The sequence below is a fragment of the Caulobacter sp. DWR3-1-2 genome, from assembly GCF_049896225.1.
Lineage (GTDB): Bacteria > Pseudomonadota > Alphaproteobacteria > Caulobacterales > Caulobacteraceae > Caulobacter.
On the sequence record NZ_JAFCTW010000014.1, the window covers coordinates 94435 to 112598 of the forward strand.

At 65.5% G+C, this 18164-nt stretch carries 16 protein-coding genes; 3 read left to right on the forward strand and 13 right to left on the reverse strand.

The features are described from left to right. Window positions 1-415 precede the first annotated feature (415 nt). From cckA to ACP696_RS17710, 7 genes are all read right to left on the reverse strand, one after another. Window positions 416-2503, reverse strand: coding sequence for a cell cycle histidine kinase CckA (cckA, locus tag ACP696_RS17680; RefSeq protein ID WP_426013981.1), 2088 nt, complete (start codon window positions 2501-2503; stop codon window positions 416-418). 137 nt (window positions 2504-2640) lie between these two features. Next, window positions 2641-3723 carry a flagellar biosynthesis protein FlhB gene (gene flhB, locus ACP696_RS17685; protein WP_426013983.1) on the reverse strand — a complete coding sequence of 361 codons (1083 nt, stop codon included), beginning with the start codon at window positions 3721-3723 and terminating at the stop codon, window positions 2641-2643. A gap of 9 nt (window positions 3724-3732) precedes the next feature. Next, window positions 3733-4488, reverse strand: coding sequence for a flagellar biosynthetic protein FliR (gene fliR / locus ACP696_RS17690; RefSeq protein WP_426013985.1), 756 nt, complete (start codon window positions 4486-4488; stop codon window positions 3733-3735). 1 nt (window position 4489) lies between these two features. Continuing rightward, a complete protein-coding gene (fliQ, locus tag ACP696_RS17695; RefSeq protein WP_426013987.1) occupies window positions 4490-4753 on the reverse strand; it encodes a flagellar biosynthesis protein FliQ in 264 nt (87 codons plus the stop codon). A gap of 132 nt (window positions 4754-4885) precedes the next feature. Continuing rightward, window positions 4886-5140, reverse strand: a complete 255-nt coding sequence (locus ACP696_RS17700) for a type II toxin-antitoxin system RelE/ParE family toxin (RefSeq protein WP_426013989.1) — start codon at window positions 5138-5140, stop codon at window positions 4886-4888. Window positions 5141-5165: 25 nt separating this feature from the next. Further along, entirely contained in the window at window positions 5166-5444 is a 279-nt protein-coding gene (locus tag ACP696_RS17705; protein ID WP_426013991.1) for a type II toxin-antitoxin system ParD family antitoxin, read from the reverse strand. A 56-nt stretch (window positions 5445-5500) separates the two neighbouring features. After that, window positions 5501-5932: a MarR family winged helix-turn-helix transcriptional regulator gene (locus ACP696_RS17710; RefSeq protein ID WP_426013993.1), complete on the reverse strand. Its 432-nt coding sequence runs from the start codon at window positions 5930-5932 to the stop codon at window positions 5501-5503. Window positions 5933-6006: 74 nt separating this feature from the next. Between ACP696_RS17710 and ACP696_RS17715 the strand changes: the two genes are divergently transcribed. Then, window positions 6007-7134 carry a PLP-dependent aminotransferase family protein gene (locus tag ACP696_RS17715; RefSeq protein ID WP_426044108.1) on the forward strand — a complete coding sequence of 376 codons (1128 nt, stop codon included), beginning with the start codon at window positions 6007-6009 and terminating at the stop codon, window positions 7132-7134. 157 nt (window positions 7135-7291) lie between these two features. Here the strand turns inward: ACP696_RS17715 and ACP696_RS17720 are convergent, their stop codons facing one another. From ACP696_RS17720 to ACP696_RS17745, 6 genes are all read right to left on the reverse strand, one after another. Then, on the reverse strand, window positions 7292-7792 hold the full coding sequence (locus tag ACP696_RS17720) for a RidA family protein (protein WP_426013997.1): 501 nt from the start codon (window positions 7790-7792) through the stop codon (window positions 7292-7294). 144 nt (window positions 7793-7936) lie between these two features. Next, complete coding sequence (locus tag ACP696_RS17725; protein ID WP_426013999.1) at window positions 7937-8329, reverse strand: c-type cytochrome; 393 nt, start codon at window positions 8327-8329, stop codon at window positions 7937-7939. 41 nt (window positions 8330-8370) lie between these two features. After that, window positions 8371-9975, reverse strand: coding sequence for a flavin monoamine oxidase family protein (locus tag ACP696_RS17730; protein WP_426014001.1), 1605 nt, complete (start codon window positions 9973-9975; stop codon window positions 8371-8373). A gap of 281 nt (window positions 9976-10256) precedes the next feature. Next, entirely contained in the window at window positions 10257-12779 is a 2523-nt protein-coding gene (locus tag ACP696_RS17735; protein WP_426044109.1) for a TonB-dependent receptor plug domain-containing protein, read from the reverse strand. A gap of 481 nt (window positions 12780-13260) precedes the next feature. Next, window positions 13261-14817 (reverse strand): glycine betaine ABC transporter substrate-binding protein, encoded by a 1557-nt coding sequence (locus tag ACP696_RS17740; protein ID WP_426014005.1) that lies wholly within the window; start codon window positions 14815-14817, stop codon window positions 13261-13263. After that, entirely contained in the window at window positions 14810-15574 is a 765-nt protein-coding gene (locus ACP696_RS17745; RefSeq protein ID WP_426014007.1) for an ATP-binding cassette domain-containing protein, read from the reverse strand. Before ACP696_RS17745 ends, ACP696_RS17740 begins: the two co-directional genes overlap by 8 nt. A 140-nt stretch (window positions 15575-15714) precedes the next feature. Between ACP696_RS17745 and ACP696_RS17750 the strand changes: the two genes are divergently transcribed. Continuing rightward, window positions 15715-15954, forward strand: a complete 240-nt coding sequence (locus ACP696_RS17750; RefSeq protein WP_426014009.1) for a hypothetical protein — start codon at window positions 15715-15717, stop codon at window positions 15952-15954. Window positions 15955-16369: 415 nt separating this feature from the next. Continuing rightward, window positions 16370-18106 (forward strand): AIPR family protein, encoded by a 1737-nt coding sequence (locus tag ACP696_RS17755; protein WP_426014010.1) that lies wholly within the window; start codon window positions 16370-16372, stop codon window positions 18104-18106. Window positions 18107-18164: the final 58 nt, after the last annotated feature.

The following is an 18164-nucleotide window of genomic DNA, read 5'->3' on the forward strand; positions in this document are numbered from 1 at the left end:
GTTTAGGGCGTTGATTTTGCTCGATGTTACTTCGTCGTCACTCGCGCCGACCTCCTCACGCTCCTTCCCTCTCCTTTACGGGGAGGGTGGCGACGAAGCCGACGGGTGGGGCTACGCCGGCTGCCTCATCAAACCCCACCCGACCTCTTGGGGCCACCTTCCCCAAAGCGGGTGGGGGACGGAGCGTTTGTTTATGGCGCCCAGCCCCTTTCACAGTCCGCCCGCAACGGCGAGGCGGATGCGGGCGTTCGCCGAGAAGCAGACGTTTCGAAGGCCAGCGAAGGGTGAGTTGCCGCCGGAGTTTCCTTCTCCCCTTGCGGCAGAAGGTGGCCTGCGAAGCGGGTCGGATGAGGGGTCGGAAGCCTTGTCCGGAAAGGTCCGAGACACCCCTCACCCGTCGGCCTTCGCCCCTGCCCTAAGCCGCCGCCATCTGCTGCTTCACCCGCTCGGCCAGGGTCTTGATGTCGATCGGCTTGGGCAGGAAGGTGACGCCCGTTTCGCCTTCCAGCAGATCGCTGAACTCGGCCTCGGCATAGCCGCTGATGAACATCACCGGGGCGTTGCCGATGAAGATCCGGGCCTTCTTCAGCAGGGTGGGGCCGTCGATACCGGGCATGATCACGTCGCTGATCAGCAGGTCGATGGTGCCGGCGTGCTGTTCGGCGATGATCAGGGCCTCCTCGCCGTCGCAGGCTTCCAGCACCTCGTAGCCCCGGGCGCGCAGCAGGCGGGCGGCGACGCCGCGCACGGCGTCCTCGTCCTCGACGAACAGGATGCGGCCGGCGCCCGACAGGTCGCGGGGCGGGCGCGGCTTGGCCGGTTCGGCCATGGCCAGGGCGGCCGCAGCGGCGGCCTGCTGGGCGGGGGTGGCCACATAGACCGGCAGGAAGATGCGGAAGGCCGCGCCCTCGCCCGGCCGGCTGTGCACATGAATCCAGCCGTCGGACTGCTTGACGATGCCATAGACCGTAGCCAGGCCCAGGCCCGTGCCCTCGCCCACCGGCTTGGTGGTGAAGAACGGGTCGAAGATCTTGCCCATCACCTCGGGCGGAATGCCGGGGCCATCGTCGCTGACCTCGATGAAGGCCTGGTCGCCCTCGGCCCCGGGGAAGCCCAGGGACTGGGCCTCGTCCTGGGTGAGGCGGGCGGTGCGGATGCGCACCACGCCGCCGCCCTTGGCCGCCCGCACCGCGTCGCGGGCGTTGACGGCCAGGTTCATCACGGCGGTCTCGAGCTGGCTCTTGTCGGCCCGCACCTGCGGCAGGTCGCGGCCATAGTCGGTGATCAGCTTGACGTCTTCGCGCAGCAGACGGCGCAGCAGGACCTCGAACTCGCTGATCAGCTCGCCCAGCTCCAGCACCTCGCGCTGCACGGTCTGCTTGCGGCTGAAGGCCAGCAGCTTGCGCACCAGGTCGGCGGCGCGGACGCCGGTCTGGCGGATCTCGTTGAGGCCTTCATACGAGGGATCGCCGACCGGGTGGCGGTGCAGCAGCTCGTCGAGGCGCAGCTGGATGGCGGTCAGCAGGTTGTTGAAGTCATGGGCCACGCCGCCGGCCAGCTGGCCGATGGCCTGCATCTTCTGGGCCTGGGCCAGCTGCAGTTCCATCTGCTTCTGCTCGGACACGTCGATCAAATAGGCCACCAGCCGACCTTCGGCGCGGTAGAGATAGAGGTGGGCGATGCGGGTCGGGTCGCGGGCCAGGCGCACCTCGAAGGGTCCGGCCTTGCCCTCGGCCAGGCGAGTGTCTGCCTCGGCGCGCGACGGCGGGTCGATCAGGGCGCCGAACACCGTGCCGGTGGGCACAGGGCCCGCCATGGCGGTGAGGGCCGGATTGGCTTCCAGGATGCGGGCGTTGAAGGGGTCCAGCCCCTCCAGCAGGGCCGCGCCGAACGGCGAGGCGCCGGAAAAGGCGTCCAGGGTGCGCGGGGCCGGGGCGGTCTCGGCCAGGGTCGGGGCCGGAGCGGCGGCCAAGGCGACGACAGGGGCTTCGATGAGGATGGGCAGGCGAACCAGCAGGCGGCCGCCGCGCAGGCGCGAGACCTGGGCCGGACGCTCACGGCCGTCGACGACCAGGGTCCCCTCGGCGCGCTCACCGCCCTGGGCCTTGACCAGGGCGGTGAACAGCCCGGCCCCCGCCGCGCCCTTGGGCAGGCGACGCGCGTCGCCGATCAGGTCGGTCCAGGCGGGGTTGGCGGCCAGCACACGGCCGTCGGCGGCGGTCAGGGCGGCGGGTTCGGGCAGGGCGTCGATGAAGGTCTCGGCGCCTTCCAGGCTCTCGTCCTGGAGATTGGTCGAGGCGCGGATGGCCACCAGGCCCAGGATCGCCACGCCGGCGATCCCGCCCAAGAGCAGCAGCCCCGCCAGGGTGGCCGGACCGGCCTTGAGGGCCGGCGCGGCAGCGAACACGGCGGCCAGCACGAGGAAGATCGCCGCTCCCCAGATCAGGAAGTCGGGGCGACGCTTGCCGGGCCCTGCGATGTCTTTGGTGGACGCCTCGGTCATGGGTGACCGAAATCCTTCTTCAGCCTTTACGGGACCTTGCCCGCCGATTCGTTGGATAGGATACCCTTAACGCACCCTTGGAGCGCGATCCGTCATCGATTCGTGATTCCGTGACGGAAATGAGTCGGGGCGACGCCTTACTCCGCCCAGCTGCGCGCCTTGGCTTGCTTGTTGTTCAGCACGAAGCCGATGACCTTGGCGACGGCCTCGAAATGCTCGGCCGGGATCTGGTCGTCGACCTCCATGGTGGCGTAGAGGGCGCGGGCCAGGGGCGGGTCTTCCAGGATGTAGACGCCGGCGTCCTGCGCCACCGCGCGGATCCGCAGGGCCAGGTCGTCGACGCCCTTGGCCACGCAAACCGGAGCGGCGTTCTCGCCCTGCTCGTATTTCAGCGCCACGGCGTAGTGGGTGGGGTTCATGACCACCACGGTCGCCTTGGGCACCGCCTGCATCATCCGCTGGCGCGAGCGCTGCATGCGCAGCTGCTTCTGCTTGCCCTTGATGTGCGGGTCGCCTTCGGACTGCTTCATCTCGTCCTTGACCTCCTGCAGGCTCATCCGCATCCGCTTGGTGAAGCGGATGCGCTGCCAGAACCAGTCGAAGCCGGCGGTGGCCCCCAGGAAGATCAGCACCATCCAGAACAGCTTGACGCACAGCTTCAGCGACATCGGGATGATCGCCGCCACGTCCATGCCCACCAGGTTGGGGATCTCGGCGGCGTTCGGCTTGACCACGTACCAGGCGATCAGCCCGGTCACGATGAATTTCAGGGCCGACTTGGCGAACTGCATGAACCCGTCGGGGCCGAAGATCCGGCCCAGGCCCTTGATGATGTTCAGTTTCTGCAGATCGGGCTTGATCTTGTCGGGCGACAGCATGAAGCCCGACTGCGCCACATTGGCCGCCGCGCCCAGCAGGCCCGACACCACCATCACCAGGATCACGGCGGGCAAGGCGGCCATCACCGTGGTCCTGGCGATGGCCCGGATGCTGCCCTCGACGTCCATGGTGCCGGCGTGGGCGAAGAACGGGGTCAGGGTGTTGACCATGTCGCGGGTCAACCAGCCACCGGCGATGACGACCACCCCAAAAGCGCCCGACAGCGAGGCCAGCTGCGAGATGTCGGCGGATTTGGGAACGTCGCCCTTGGCGCGCGCGTCCGACAGCTTCTTGGCTGTTGGCTCTTCGGTCTTTGACGCGTCGTCGGGTTCGTCGGCCATGGCGCGTCCCTAGTTGAACACCGCCAGGAGCTCGCGATAGCGATCACTCCAGACCATGGCGATGCCGCCGAGCGACAGGCCCAGCAGGGAGAGGCCCAGGATGACGCTGAGCGGCGAGGTGACGAAGAAGATCTGGAACGACGGCATCACCCGGCCCACCAGGCCGGTCGCCAGGTTGAAGACGATCGAGAACACCAGCACCGGGGCGGCCAGCTGGACGCCCAGCTTGAAACTGTCGGCCACGGTGCGCACGGCCAGGGTGGCGGCGTCATTGACCGGCACGGCCCGGGCGAACGGGAAGATGTCGTACGACTTGACCATCGCCCCGATGAACAGGTGATGCAGGTCGGTGACCATGATCAGCACCAGGCCCAGCATCGACAGGAAGGTGGCCACCGCCGTGCTGCTGGGGGCGCCGGCCGGGTTGGCGGTCTGGGCGAAGGACAGCGTGGTCTGGATCGAGATGATCTCGCCGGCCGTGGTCAGCGAGCTGACGAACAGCTTGAGCACCATGCCGATCATCAGGCCGATCAGCACCTCGTGGATCACCGCCCCGGCCACGTCGCCGACGCTGCTGGGCACGGTGGTGATGGAGCTCGAGACCAGCGGCGACAGGATGATGGCCATCAGAACGGCGAACGACAGGCGGATGCGCGGCGGCACCACGGTCTCGCCGACGCCGGGCATCAGCATGACCATCGCCCCGATCCGGGCGAAGACCAGGCCGGCCACATAGATCTGCAGGACTGTGGCGTAGCTGTCCAAGCTACATCCCGGCGATCTTGGCGGCGATCTCGTGCATGAAGCCCGACATCAGCGCGCCCATCAGCGGCAGGAACAGCAGCAGCGACACGAAGATCGCCACGATCTTCGGCGCATAGACCAGGGTGGCCTCCTGAATCTGGGTCAACGCCTGGAACAGGCCGATGGCCACACCCACCACCAGCCCCACCAGCAGCACCGGCGCGCAGAGCTGCAGGGTGAGCCAGATGGCGTCGCGGCCGACATCCAGGACTTCGGCTCCGGTCATCGGAGAGCCTCTTGCTGACGCGCGCACGCGAAGGGAACTGATGGCTGGCATCCTCGCCGGTCATGGTTAACAGCGGGTTAGGGAGGATTAACAGCATGCGGTCTGGCACGCGGCGAAAGGTCGCCGGATCGACTAGATCGTCCGCCCCAGCCAATCCTCGCCAGCTTGACGCACCCGTTGGATAAGGACGTCCGCGCCGTCCAGACGATAGATGATGATATGGCTTCTGTAGGGATGGACCCGAATGGAGCCTTTCAGCTCGGCTCGCTCCGGCGCCGCGAGAGGAAAGTCGGAGAGGAAGGCGAAGGCGCGTTCCAGTCCTTCGTGGTAACGCTCGGCTTGATCGACGCCAAATTCCGTAACGCCCGTCACGTAGATCTGGATCACATCGTCTTCGGCGTTCCGGCTGAGCCTATAGGTCACGGACCACGCCAGCCCGCACTCGCGCCACGGCTAAGATGTCGCTCATCGAATTGGCGCTCACGCCGCTTTCCTCAGCTTGGTCGATAAGGCGCTGCAGAGCGGCGATCTTGTCGGCGCGCTCTTGGTCGCGCCGGATAAGGTCGCGCACATAGTCGCTGGCGTTGCTGTAGCGCCCCCCGTCAGTTTGGCCTTCAACCCAGGCCTTCATCGCGTGAGGGAGAGAGACGTTCATTGTAGCCACGGCGGACCTCCAAGCTATTGTTGGCATAATTTGGCAAGGATTGCCAACATCGGGTCGCTTGACCGGTACTTTGTGCGTCTGCCCTAGCCCTGGACCAGCGCCGCCATCACGTCCCGCCATCCCTGCTCCGCCGCCGGGCCTGCACTGTCGAACGCGGCTTGCAGGTGCTTCATCTGGGCGCCGGTCAGCTCGGCTTCCAGCCGTTGGCCCTCAGCAGTAAGCCGCAGGTTCTTGACCCGGCGGTCCTCCGTCCCCTCCACGGCCGCGACGAGCCCCATCTCCAACAGCTGTCGCAGCGGCGCGTTCAGCGCCTGCTTGCTGACGGCCAGCAGGTCGAGCAGGCCCTTGACCGACACGTCGGGCCGGCGGCCGATGAAGTAGAGGATGCGGTGATGCACGCGGCCCAGGCCCCGCCGCTCGAGCATGCGGTCGGGGCGGTCGGTGAAGCCGCGATAGGCGAAGTACAGCGACTCGATCGCGGTCCGCAGCTGGGCCTGGCGGTTTAGGTCAATCATGTTGACACAGTAGTCGACGCGATCAATGACTGTCGATAGGTCAAGCTTATTGACCCTGGAGGGGGAGACGAACCATGGCGCGCTTGTCGATGCGGAAGGCCGACCTGCACGCCTCGCCGGTGCGCGAAATGCTCAGCGTGGCCCAGCGACCGGGGGTGATCTCGTTCGCCGGCGGCCTGCCCTCGCCCGAGACCTTCGCGGGGCTAGACCTGCCGCCCCCGCCGCAAGCCCTTCTGCAATATGGCCCGACCGAGGGCGAGCCCGACCTGCGAGGGGAGATCGCCAAGGAACTGACGGCTTTGGGGATCGACGCGCCGGCCGAGCGGATTCTGGTGCTGTCGGGCTCGCAGCAGGGCATCGATCTCGTCGCCAAGCTGGTGGTCGATCCGGGCGTCGGGGTGGCCGTGGAATCGCCGGCCTATCTGGCTGCCCTGCAGGTGTTCCGGTTCTTCGGCGCGCGGTTCGAGATCCTCGACCGCGCCGCGCCTGCCGCCGGTTGGGACGAGGCGGCCCCCGCCCTCGCCTACGTCACCCCCACCTTCCAGAACCCGACCGGCCAGTGCTGGACCACGGCCGAGCGCCTGGCCATGGCGAGGGCCTGCGACGCCCATGACGTGATCCTGTTCGAGGACGATCCCTATCGCGACCTGGCCTATGAGCCCTGCGACCGCCGGCCCGTCAGCGCCGACCTGAAGTCGGCGTCGTGGATCTACCAGGGCTCGTTCTCCAAGACCGTCGCCCCGGGCCTTCGCCTGGGCTTCCTGACCGCGTCGGAAGACCTGTTCCCCTATCTGGTGCGCCTGAAACAGGCGGCCGACCTGCACACCAACCGACTGAGCCAATGGATGGTGCTGCAATATCTGACCGACCCGGACCGTGAGGCGCGGATGGCGCGGGTGGTGGACCTCTACCGGCGAAAGCGCGACGTCTTCGCCGAGGCCCTGACGCGACATCTGGGCGACCGGGCCGCGTGGACCACCCCGCCGGGCGGGCTGTTCTTCTGGCTGACCCTGGCGGATGGCGTGGATACCGAGGCGCTGCTGAAGCGGGCGCTGGAGCGGAACGTGCTGTTCACGCCGGGGAGCCATTTCCTGGCCCAGGGCGGCGCAAGCTCGACCTTGCGGCTCAACTTCAGCCTGGCCGCGCCAGAGGCGGCGGAGCGGGGGTTGAAGGTGTTGGGGGCGCTGTTGCGGGAGGGCTAGGGCCTCTTCCCGTTCCGCTCATCCCGGCGAATGCCCGGACCCAGATGGAAGGACTCAGACTGGGTTCCACGGGCGCGGAGCTCTTCCAATCATCCTCGACGCCATGGGATTTGGGTCCCGGCATTCGCCGGGATGAGCGGAATTGTGGAAAAGCCCTCTATTTCGGCTTCTTCACCGCCTGGACCTCGATCTCCACCAGCATGCCGCCAGCGACAAGTGACACCACCTGGCTGGTGATGCGGGCCGGCTTGTTGGGCTGGGTCGCCGTGCCGAAGAAGGTCTTGTAGGCCTCCATCATGCCCGGAAAGTCCATCTTGCCGCCCTTGGCCGGGTCGCCGACTAGCAGGACGCGCATCATGACGACGTCGCCCATGTCGGCGCCCTGGGCCTTCAGCGCGTCCTGGATGCGGGTCAGTACGCCCAGGGTCTGGGTCTTGGTGTCGCCGAAGGTGGCCGGCAGGGCGGTGTCGCCCTTGGCGTCGAGGGCCGGCGGGGTCATGCCGCTAACATAGATCGTCTCATAGCCGGCGGGCGCCACCACCACGCTGGAGATCGGCGAGGTCGGCGGGCCGACATGGACCGCCTGGGCGTTGGCGGCGGTTGCGACGCCCAAAACGAATGGTGCGGCCAGGGCAGCGGCGAGGATCAGGCGCTTCATGAGTCGTTTCCTTGATGTCGTTTTTGAAAATTTCGGACGCCACTCTCACCCGTCTTCCCGGCAAGGCCGGGACCCAGATTCATCCAGAGCGGCTCACGGGGTTTCACCTGGGTCCCGGCCTTCGCCGGGAAGACGGAATTATAGTCAATGAGCCTGCAGGTTGATCGGCTTCTTCACAGCCTTGAGCTTCACCCGCGCGGCGGCCACGTCGGCGGGGGTCACCGGCTTGCCCTTGTTACCCCAGGAGGAGCGGACATAGGTCAGGATGCCCGACAGTTCGGCGTCGCTGAGGTCGTCCTTGAACGACGGCATGCCCGCCCGGCCGGCCAGGACGGTGGCCATCACCGGCCCGGCGTCGCCCCGCACGAAGGCGTTGCCGGCCAGGGCCGGGAAAGCGCCCTTGACGCCCTTACCGGTGGTCTGGTGACAGGCCGAGCAGTTGTCGTTGAACAGCGACTGGGGCGTCGCCGCATGCGCCGAGACAGCGAAGGCCGACACGGCCAGGAGGCCGCAAGCCAAGACGATCGAATGGCTCATGGAATCTCCAAACCCATGTTTTCCCAAGGCATAGCTTCGGCTCATGCCGCGCGCACCCGGGCATGCAGCTTGCCGATCTGCTGCCAGGCTGATTCGATCGCGCCGGCCTGCCAGCCGCCCAGATAGGTCAGGTGCTCGCCCGACAGATAGATGCGGCCGTCGGGCTCGCACAGCACGGGATAGGACTCCTTGCGGCCGTCCTCGCTCCACTCGGCCCAGCCGCCCAGATTGAACTGCGCCAGGTGCCAGCTGAACGAGAAGGCGGTCTCGAAGTTTTCGGCATATTCGGGGAACACCTTCTGGCCGGCGGCCACGGCGAAGGCCGCGCGGTCGGCGGGGTTCTTCATGCTGACCTTCACCGCCTCGCCGCCGAAGGCGTAATAGCCCAGCAGCACGCCCTTCTGGCTCTGCCAGCCGGTGGACGGCAGGGTGATCGTGCCGATGCCCGGCATGTCGTTGTAGATGTGGCCGCCATAGATGAAGTGGTTGTCTTCCCAGAACCGGGTCTTCATCTGCAGGCCGATCTTGTTGACCGGCGCATAGGCCACGCCGGACATGGCGGCCTTGAACGGCTTGGAAAAGTCGGCGTCGATGTTCTTCAGCACGCTCAGCGGGATGGTGCAGATGCAGTAGTCGGCCGAGATGGTGTCCTGCTCGCCGAACTTGTCGGTGTAGGTGACCGTGACACCCTTGGCGTTCTGCTTGATCTTGTCGACCACGCAGGAATAGCGGATCAGGCTGCCGACGCGCTTTTCAAAGCCCTTGGCGATCTGGTCCATGCCGCCGATCGGCTGCAGCATGGTGCGCTGCTGCTCGTAGCCGGCGACCGAGGTCAGCACCTGCCAGGCCTTGGAATGCAGGATGTCGGCCAGGCTGTAAGGCGTGGACTCCTTGCCGGGGCCAGGATCGACGCCGGCCCCGGGCTTGACGTCGAAGCCGCGGCCGTCGGCGCCGGTGTAGCTGAGGTCGGTGGCCGACAGCCGGCCTTCATTGATCATGTAGGCCACGAACAGGTCGCGATCCTCGGCCGTCATCGGCGCGTCGAGCTGGCCCTTGGAGGCGGCCTTGGCGATCATCTCGGCGGCATGGCCGCGGGCGTCGGCGGCGATCTGGCCCTTGCGGACCGGCTTGCCCTTCAACGGGCCCTCGCCCTTCTCGAAATAGACATAGGCGGCGTCATTGTCGTTGACGAAGCTCTCCAGCAGCACGCCGAACAGCTTGGTGTAGTGCAGGGTCGAGCGGTGGTGATACGGAATCCGCCACGGGCCGTGGTTGATATACAGGCCCTCGTCGAAGTCGCAGGTCTGGGCGTTGCCGTTCAGGTCGGTGTGCTGGAAGCCCTTGCGCGCGCTCTGGCAGCGACCGCCGGCGAACGACCGGGCCTCGATGATCTGCACCTGGTAGCCGGCCTTGGTCAGCTCATAGGCGGCGGTCATGCCAGCCAGGCCGGCGCCCAGCACCACCACCTTGGTCCCCTTCGCGTCGCCTTCCAGGGTGGGGGGCGCGGCCATGGCCGAGGAGAAGCCGAAACCCAGGGCGTCCATGCCGGCAATGGCCAGCGAAACGCCGCCGAAGGCCGCGAGACCCTCGAAAAACCGCCGCCGCGTCAACACGCCACCCGACGCCGCGACCGATTGATCACCCATACGACCCCCGAAATTTTCTTGTGCTGTGATCGATCGTCCGCGAACCGGACGCCCCAGCTTGCGCATCACGAAACTTGCGCCTCGCCGGAGCAATGCGAAACTCCCCGGGCCGTCCTTAAAACCCGCTTATGCCGTGCGCATGGGCGCCGGAAGCGCCGCCTGCGCGAACAGCGGGCGAAGTGAAATTTCACTCTCTTGACCAAAAACGAGAACAGCGAATCGAAACGAAAAGAGCCGGGCGCGAGGCCCGGCTCTTCCGCCGTCGAGGGCAGGTCCAGCGATCAGAAGCTGTAGACGACCTTGCCGTAGTAGTAGCCGCCGTTGATGCCGAAGGGCGAGAACGAGGGGAACTGGGTCACGTAGCCGTTGCTGTTGTTCTTCAGATAGTGTTCGCGCAGCAGGCCGTTGATCCGGTTGGGATAGCGGTTGAGCAGGTTGTTGGCGCCGATCGTCAGCTTCACCGAGTCCAGCAGCGCATAGCTGATGTCCAGGTCGGTGATCAGAGCCGTCTTGACCGTGGTCTTCATCAGGTTGGACGAGCCGCTGTCATTGCTCAGGCCCGAGGATTCGCCGTAGACCGTTTCCTTCAGGTTCACTGCCCACTTGTCCAGGCTCCAGAAGGCGCCGGCAATGATCTTGTACTTGGGCGAGGTGTCTTCCAGATTGGCGATCGAGATGGCGTCGAACAGGGTCAGGCGCGGATCCAGGCCAGGCGGATTGGCTGCGATCTTGGTGACTTCGGTCTTGTTGTAGCTGCCGCTCAGCGTCCAGTCGATCCGGCCCCAGGTGTCGAAGTCGGAATAGTAGGTGCCGACGAAATCGACGCCCCGGGTGCGGGTGTCGAGACCGTTGACGAACATGTTGGCGCCGACGCTGTAGGTGGCGTTGGTGCGGATCGAGGAATCCACATTGACGCCGTTGGCCGCCAGGGCCGCGATGACCGCCGGCGAGACGATGCCGTTGGTCACCTTCACGCCGCCGACCGTGATGATGTTCTCGCCGTACAACGTGCCGGAGCTGACGATGCGGTTCTTGATCTTGATCTCATAGGCGTCGAGCGTGATCGTCAGCTTCGGCGCCAGATGCGTGACCAGGCCGATGCTGAAGTTTTCCGACTTTTCCGGTTTCAGGCCGTTGATGCCCAGCAGGCTGGCGCCGGGCGAGTTGGGCGGCAGTTGGCCGCTGATCGAGCTGGGCGAGACATTGATCCCCGAATAGTAGGACTCCGCCAAGGTCGGCGCCCGGAAGCCGCTGCTGACCGTGCCGCGCAGGGCGACGGCCGGCGAGAAGTCGTAGCGCGCGGTCAGCTTGGCCACGGTGGTGTCGCCAAAGTCGCTGAAGTCCTCATAGCGGACAGCGGCGTCCAGCTTCAGGGGCGCGATCGGGCTGAGGGCGATGTCGGCATAGATCGCCTTGTTGTTGCGCTTGTGCTTGCCGGCGTTGACCGGGGCGAAGCCGAAATAGGACTGCGAACCGCCGCCATAATAGGTGGCCCTGTCCCCGGCCGTGATCTCGTAGGTTTCCTTGCGGTATTCGCCGCCCGCCGCGAAGGTCAGCGGGCCGGCCATGCCGACCTCGAAGTCATGGCTGACGTCGAGGGTGTTGCTCCATTGGGTGTTGATGAAGCCGCCGGCGTGGATGTTGCGCGGCGTGTAGCCGGCGGTCGTCAGGGTCGAGGTGTCGGCATAGAGCGAGGCGTTGGCGGTGTTCAGGACGTTGACCGAGTCGTCGTCCTTCCCATAGGTCGAGCTGATGTCCCAGTTCCAGGCGTTGGTCACGCCGCTGAGGCCGCCGGTGACCGCGTAGTCGGTCTCGGTGATCGACTCCTTGGGGTCAAAGCCCAGGGGAAACGCAATGTCAGTCGCCATCTTGCCCTTGACGACGTTGGGCAGGCGATAGTTCTCGTGGGCCGCGCTCCATTTGCGGCCGATGGTGCCGAAGCTGTAAAGCTCGATGTCCGGGGTGATCTCGTAGCCGGCGTTGTAGGCCAGCACCGTCTGGCGGTACTGGGCGTCGCCGGCGATGCGATTCACATAGGGCCAGTTGGGGGCGTTCTTGACCTGCGGATAGCTCTTGGCCGGGCTGTTGTTGGCGCCGGCGTTATAGACCGAATCCACTACGCGCGGGTCATAGGCGCCGCGGAAGCTGTAGCCGTGGTACTTGGTCTCGCCCGTCAGGTTCAGATAGGACTTCTCGGTCGGGGCGATGCCGATATTGGCGGTGAAGTCGCCGGTGGTTCCGCCGCCGTCCTGATAGCCGCCACCGCTGATGATCACCTCACCGCCGGACGTGGCCTTTTTCTGGATGATGTTGATGACGCCGGCGATGGCGTCGGTGCCGTACTGGGCGGCGGCGCCTTCCAGCAGCACTTCGATGTGGTCGACCGAGGCCAGCGGGATGAAGTTAAGATCAGCGGCCGCGCCGCCCTGATAGGCCCCGCCCAGCACGGCCAGGTTGGCCGTGCCATGACGGCGCTTGCCGTTCAGCAGAACCAGGGTGTGGTTGGGACTGATGCCACGCAGCTTGGCCGACAGGGTCAGGGCGGCGGTGTCGCCGCCGAAGGCCTGGGCGTTGAAGGAGGGCACGTTCTGGGCAAGGGCCTGGATCATGTCCGGCTGGCCCGTGCGCTTGAGAACGTCGCTGCCGAGCACCGTGATCGGGGCCGGGCTGTCCACGGCCTTCATGCCGGTGGTGCGCGTGCCCGTGACGATGACGGTTTCGACTTCGGTGGGATCCGGGGTCTCCGGAGTATTTGCGCTGGCAGCAAAAGCCGCACCGGTCGCGCAAAGCGAAATGAGCGACACTCCTGCGAGCAGAATATTCCGCGAGTAATTATTCATCTATACCCCCTCATGCGCTTAACGCGCGATTGTGTTCTCCTCCATGACGCTTCAACCCAAGTAGGCTATTCTTATTTTTGGACGTGAATACAAACTGAACTCACGGACATTGCCGCGCACTGACTGTTCGCCGAACCTGAAATTTCTGCAACAGATCGTTCCGTTACCGAACCGCAACAGCGCCGTTGCAGGCTCAGGCGCCCCTTTGGACGGCGCCGTTTGCGGCTTTTGAGCAGATCGCTGTGCAGCGCAACGGCGCCAAACCGCCACAATTCCCCCCAGTCGGGCGCCCGCCTGTTGGCTGAACGTCTCAAGGTGGTGAGCGGTCGTTCGCACGGAAAACTTGAGCTGTGGCCGGCGTGAGGGCGCGTTGGGGGCAACTGCGCGCCCCTACCTTCCGCTTATCCCGACCAACGTCGGGACCCTAGCCGACTCGGCCGGGCGTTCACGGCTGTCCCGTTCTCAAACCCTTCTCCAGCGCCCTCGCTGCTTCCGTCGGCGAGCTCTTGTGGTCGTCGCGGTCAACGCTGAGATTGGCCGCCCTCATCGCCTCGACCGTGATCGCTCCGTCCAGCCCGGCCAGCGCCTTGCGCAGCGGCGCGTCGTTCGCCCGGCTCGGCGAGACCAGCAGCACCGCGTCATAGGGCGGCAGAGCGCCCTTGGGGTCGCCCAGCACCACCAGGCCGTCGGCGGCGATGCGCCCGTCGCTGGAGAAGGCCGAGATCACGTCGGCCTCGCCCGAGCCCAGGGCGCGGTACATGAAGGTGGGCTGGAACTGGCGCTTGGCCTTGAACCGCAGGCCGTAGACGCGCTCGACGTTGGCCCATTCGGGGCGCGAGAAGAACTCCAGGTCGCCGCCCATCGTCAGGTCGGGCGCCTTGGCCGCCAGGTCGGCCAGGGTCCTGATCCCGAGCGCCTGGGCCTTGTCGCGGCGCATGGCCAGGGCGTAGGCGTTTTCGAAGCCCAGCGGCGCCAGCAGCACCACGCCGTCGCGGCGCTTCAGCTCGGCGCGCAGGCCATCCAGCACGGCGGCGCGGCCGGGATTGTCGGTGCGGCCCAGGACATTGGCCCACAGGGTGCCGGAATAGTCGACATAGGCGTCGATCTCGCCGGCCGCCAAGGCGCGATAGGCGACGGCCGAGCCGAGGTTGATCTTGCGGGTGACCCGCGCCCCATGCCCCTCCAGCCGGTCGGCCATCAGCTCGGCCAGTATATATTGCTCGGAGAAGTTCTTGGCCCCGATCACATAGGTCGAGGGGTGAGGCGCGAAGTCGGCGGCCAGGGGCGCGACGGCGGCGACCAGGCCGATGGTCAGGCCCGCCAGGCCCGCGCCCCAGATCCGCTTGTCGCGCCGCTCGGCCCCGCGCTCGACCAGGCCCAGCAGTTGATCGACGGCCATGGCCAGGGCGGCCGAGCCGATACAGCCCGTCAGCACCATCGCCCAGTTCTCGGTCTGCAGGCCGGAGAAGATGTAGTCGCCCAGCGAGGTCTGGCCGACGGGGGTCGACAGGGTCGCCGCCCCGATGGTCCACACCGCCGCCGTGCGCACGCCGGCCATGATCACCGGCAGAGCCAGGGGCAGCTCGACGCGCCACAGCCGCTGGCGGTCGGTCATGCCGACGCCGCGCGCCGCCTCGACGATCGCCGGCTCGACACCGGTCAGGCCGGCCACGGTGTTTCGCAGGATCGGCAGCATGGAATAGAGGGTGAGGGCCAGCAGAGACGGCAGGAAGCCCAAGGCCGAGAAGCCGTGGCCGAACGCCCCCTTGGCCAGGTTGGAGAGCAGCAGCAACAGCGGGTAGAACAGCGCCAGCAGGGCCAGGCTGGGGATGGTCTGGACCAGTCCGGCCAGGGCCAGGGCCGGCCAGCGCAGGCGCGGGCTGCGGGCGGCCAGCACGCCCAGCGGCAGGGCGATGAGCAGGCCGAGCCCAAGGGCCGAGGCCGACAGCACCACGTGCCAGGCCAGGCGGTCGGGAAGGAGCGAGAGCAGACCGCTATTCACCGGTGATCTCCCGCATCCGGGCGGCCTGGCGGCGGGGAGCCTGCATCAGGGCCTCGACGGCCGGGTCGGCATGGCCGGCCAGCAAAGTCTTCGGCGTATCGTCGGCGATCACCTTGCCCCCCGCCATCACCACGATGCGGTCGGCCAGCAGCGCGGCCTCGGCGATGTCGTGGGTGACCATCACGGTGGTCAGGTCGAGCTGGTCGTGCAGGCGCCGCACGTCGTCGGCCAGGGCGACGCGGGTGACGGAGTCCAGCGCCCCGAACGGCTCGTCCATCAGCAGGATCGACGGCCGGGCCGCCAGGGCCCGGGCGACGCCCACTCGCTGGCGCTGGCCGCCGGACAGGGCGGCGGGGCGGCGCGCGGCGAGGGCGGCCGGCAGGTCGACCAGGGCCAGCAGCTCGGTGGTGCGTTCGGCGATCCTGGCGGGCTCCCAGCCCAGCAGGGTGGGGACGACGCCGATGTTCTCGGCCACGGTCAGGTGGGGAAACAGGCCCACCTCCTGGAACACATAGCCGATGCGCCGCCTCAGGGTCGGCCCGTCGAGGTCGGCGGTCGCCGCGCCATCAATGCGCACCCTGCCGGCGGTGAGCGCGACCAGGCCGTTGATCGTCTTCAGCAGGGTGGTCTTGCCGGCCCCCGACCCGCCGACCAGGGCCACGAACTGGCCTTTCCTGATCGAAAGACTCGTGGGCTGGAGAACGGCCGCGCCGTCATAGGTCTTGCTGACCTGGTCGAGGACGATGGCGTCGGTCATGCGGCTCCAGAGGGAAGCGGCGCCGTGTCGCACGGCGTCGTGTCACAGTCAGCCAGAACGCGCGGCGTGGGAAGCCTGTAGCGACAGCTGATTCCCGGCGCGGTTCGCCGCGACGGGCGCCGGCTCCCTGGAGACCGCTCATGACCACCGCCGCCTTCGACGCCCGCCCAGTCAACCTCCACCGCCGGGCCCGCGCCGCCAACGCCCGCCTGCGCTGGTTGCTGCTGACGATGATGCTGCTCAACGTCCTGGTGTGGGGCGGCATGATCGCGGCTTTGCGGGGCGTGGTGGACGTGCATGGGACTGTGGACCAGGCCTGGGCCCTGGGCTCGACCTGGCTCGCGGCGCTGCCGCATCTGAGCGTGACGATCACGCGCTGAGGGGGCTTAGCTCCAGTCTCAGTTTTGATCCCGCAAGCCCATCATCTTTCAGCCGTCATTCCCGCCCTTGTGGCGAGAACCCCTGCGTCCGCCGCAAGGGCAGAGGTGTGGCGCGCCAGCCCGCCAAGGCAGAGCACTGTCGGCTGAACAAGGGGTTCCCGCCACAAGGGCGGGTGTCATCCGTGACCGACAATTACTCGCGGTAACTATCTGAAGGTCTGGATGCCACGCCTGCACTAATGGCTGCGACCCCGGGCGACAAACTCACGGCCGAGCGCTCGCCAAACCGACAACAGCTCGCATTAGCAATTTTAGCGGTTCGGAGCTGACGGTCACCCGTGGTGGACGGCGCGACAGTTCCCCCTGAGCGCCACTTAAGCCTTGCCAAGGAAGCGGCCCACCGGGATCGTGTGGAATGAGCTCGCTAACGATCACTCGCATTGCGAACGTGCTGACCCAGCAATTTCGCAGCCACATCGATCTTTCGGATTATGACAAGCATCCGGCTGAGCAAGCAGACGCCGCTTTCTTATCGCGAGCTCTTGCGGCTCTAGCTGTGCGGCGCCTGGCTGGCGAAGAGCCTAGTGTTGCTGCAAACTCAGTTGTTGACGGCTACAACGATGGCGGTATCGACGCGATTCATTTCGATACCAAGACGGATACGCTGCTGCTGGTACAGGCGAAGTGGAGCAAGGTCGGAAATTCCAGCATTAATGAGATCGCCTCAAACAAGTTCGCCAACGGTGTACGAGATCTGCTTGCCGATCGTTTCGAACGTTTCGATCAGAGGATCCGCGACAAGCAATCCGAAATTCGATCAATACTCTACTCGGAGCGGCCAATTCGTCTGCGGCTTGTTACGATCCATACGGGGAGCCAGCGGCCGGCACCTCATGCGGTCAAGGCCATCGAAGACCTCGTGACCGAGCTAAACGGCGCGGTTCAAATCGCCAGCTACGACGACTTCGACCAAGCGGGCGTCTACGGTCTAATCACATCGGAAACGACCGATCCAAAAATTAAATTACAGGTCGCTCTTCAAGATTGGGGTCTAATTGAGCAACCGTATTTGGCCTACTATGGCCGCGCCAATGTAACCGAGGTAGCGCAATGGTGGAAAGAGCATCGCAGCTTCTTGTTCACCCAAAACCTTCGACTTTTCTATACAAACTCGGGAGTTAATAATGCAATTCAACGAACGCTGGCTGAAAGCCCGAGCAATTTCTGGTATTTCAACAATGGCATAACAGTAATTTGCGATTCTGTAGACAAGAGTTTGGTGGGATCTCCTGGTCGCGCAGTCGGAATTTTTAATTGCGAAGGTGTAAGTGTTGTCAACGGAGCCCAAACTGTCGGGAGCATTGGCACAATAGTGGGATCTTCCGTTGATCCAGAGGGTGAGTTTGCTGAATCGTTTGTGCCGGTGAGGATTATTTCGCTAGCCAAAACCTCCCCGGAGTTCGGCCGCCTGATAACCAGAGCTGCCAATTTGCAGAACGCCGTTGGAAACCGCGAGTTTGCGGCCATGGACCCGTTGCAGCATCGACTGGCTACGGACTTCGCTCTGGACAAGCGCCGTTACGTTTACAAGACCGGCGAATCCGATCCACGCAGCGATGACGGATGTAGCATCGTTGAGGCAACGCAGGCGCTTGCCAGCGAACGCTCAATCGCTCTAGCGGTGCAGGTAAAGCGGGAGATCGGCGCCATTTGGGCAGATACCGAAGCTCCCCCATACACCGATCTCTTCAACGCCAGCTTATCCACCGGCCGCCTTTGGCGGGCCGTCAGAGTTATGAGGGCTGTCGACGAGGAGTTGCACGTCCTGAAGGCGTCTGCGGCTCCGCGCGCTTCGCTAGTGGCCATCCACCTAAACCGCGTGGTCTTGCATTTCGTTTTTCAAGATCCCGAAGTGAAACGATGCTTTGCCCCTGACTGCACCGATGAAGATGTAACTACGGCCGCACGTAAGGCGTGCGCTCCGGTTTTCATCAAAGTGTCGGCTTATATTGAAGCAAATCATGCCAACGACTATTTGGCTCAATTTGCGAAAAATACTCAGAAGTGTGAAGAACTTGCGCGCTTGTACGACAAGCCCGATGGAGAGCAGGTTCCCATGCAGCCGGACCTTCTCGCGTGGGCTCGCGAATAGGACTTTAAGTGACGGCCTCCTCCAACATCCAGTCTAGCGGGGAGTTTTCACTGCCGTT

What these genes read in the sequence shown, in the direction of transcription:
- ACP696_RS17755 (WP_426014010.1), top strand. Translation starts at nt 16,370, where the DNA reads ATGAGCTCGCTAACGATCACTCGCATTGCGAACGTGCTGACCCAGCAA.
- fliQ (WP_426013987.1), bottom strand. Translation starts at nt 4,753, where the DNA reads ATGACCGGAGCCGAAGTCCTGGATGTCGGCCGCGACGCCATCTGGCTC.
- flhB (WP_426013983.1), bottom strand. Translation starts at nt 3,723, where the DNA reads ATGGCCGACGAACCCGACGACGCGTCAAAGACCGAAGAGCCAACAGCC.
- ACP696_RS17710 (WP_426013993.1), bottom strand. Translation starts at nt 5,932, where the DNA reads ATGATTGACCTAAACCGCCAGGCCCAGCTGCGGACCGCGATCGAGTCG.
- ACP696_RS17705 (WP_426013991.1), bottom strand. Translation starts at nt 5,444, where the DNA reads ATGCCAACAATAGCTTGGAGGTCCGCCGTGGCTACAATGAACGTCTCT.
- ACP696_RS17720 (WP_426013997.1), bottom strand. Translation starts at nt 7,792, where the DNA reads ATGAAGCGCCTGATCCTCGCCGCTGCCCTGGCCGCACCATTCGTTTTG.
- ACP696_RS17750 (WP_426014009.1), top strand. Translation starts at nt 15,715, where the DNA reads ATGACCACCGCCGCCTTCGACGCCCGCCCAGTCAACCTCCACCGCCGG.
- ACP696_RS17725 (WP_426013999.1), bottom strand. Translation starts at nt 8,329, where the DNA reads ATGAGCCATTCGATCGTCTTGGCTTGCGGCCTCCTGGCCGTGTCGGCC.
- ACP696_RS17730 (WP_426014001.1), bottom strand. Translation starts at nt 9,975, where the DNA reads ATGGGTGATCAATCGGTCGCGGCGTCGGGTGGCGTGTTGACGCGGCGG.
- ACP696_RS17745 (WP_426014007.1), bottom strand. Translation starts at nt 15,574, where the DNA reads ATGACCGACGCCATCGTCCTCGACCAGGTCAGCAAGACCTATGACGGC.
- cckA (WP_426013981.1), bottom strand. Translation starts at nt 2,503, where the DNA reads ATGACCGAGGCGTCCACCAAAGACATCGCAGGGCCCGGCAAGCGTCGC.
- ACP696_RS17715 (WP_426044108.1), top strand. Translation starts at nt 6,007, where the DNA reads ATGGCGCGCTTGTCGATGCGGAAGGCCGACCTGCACGCCTCGCCGGTG.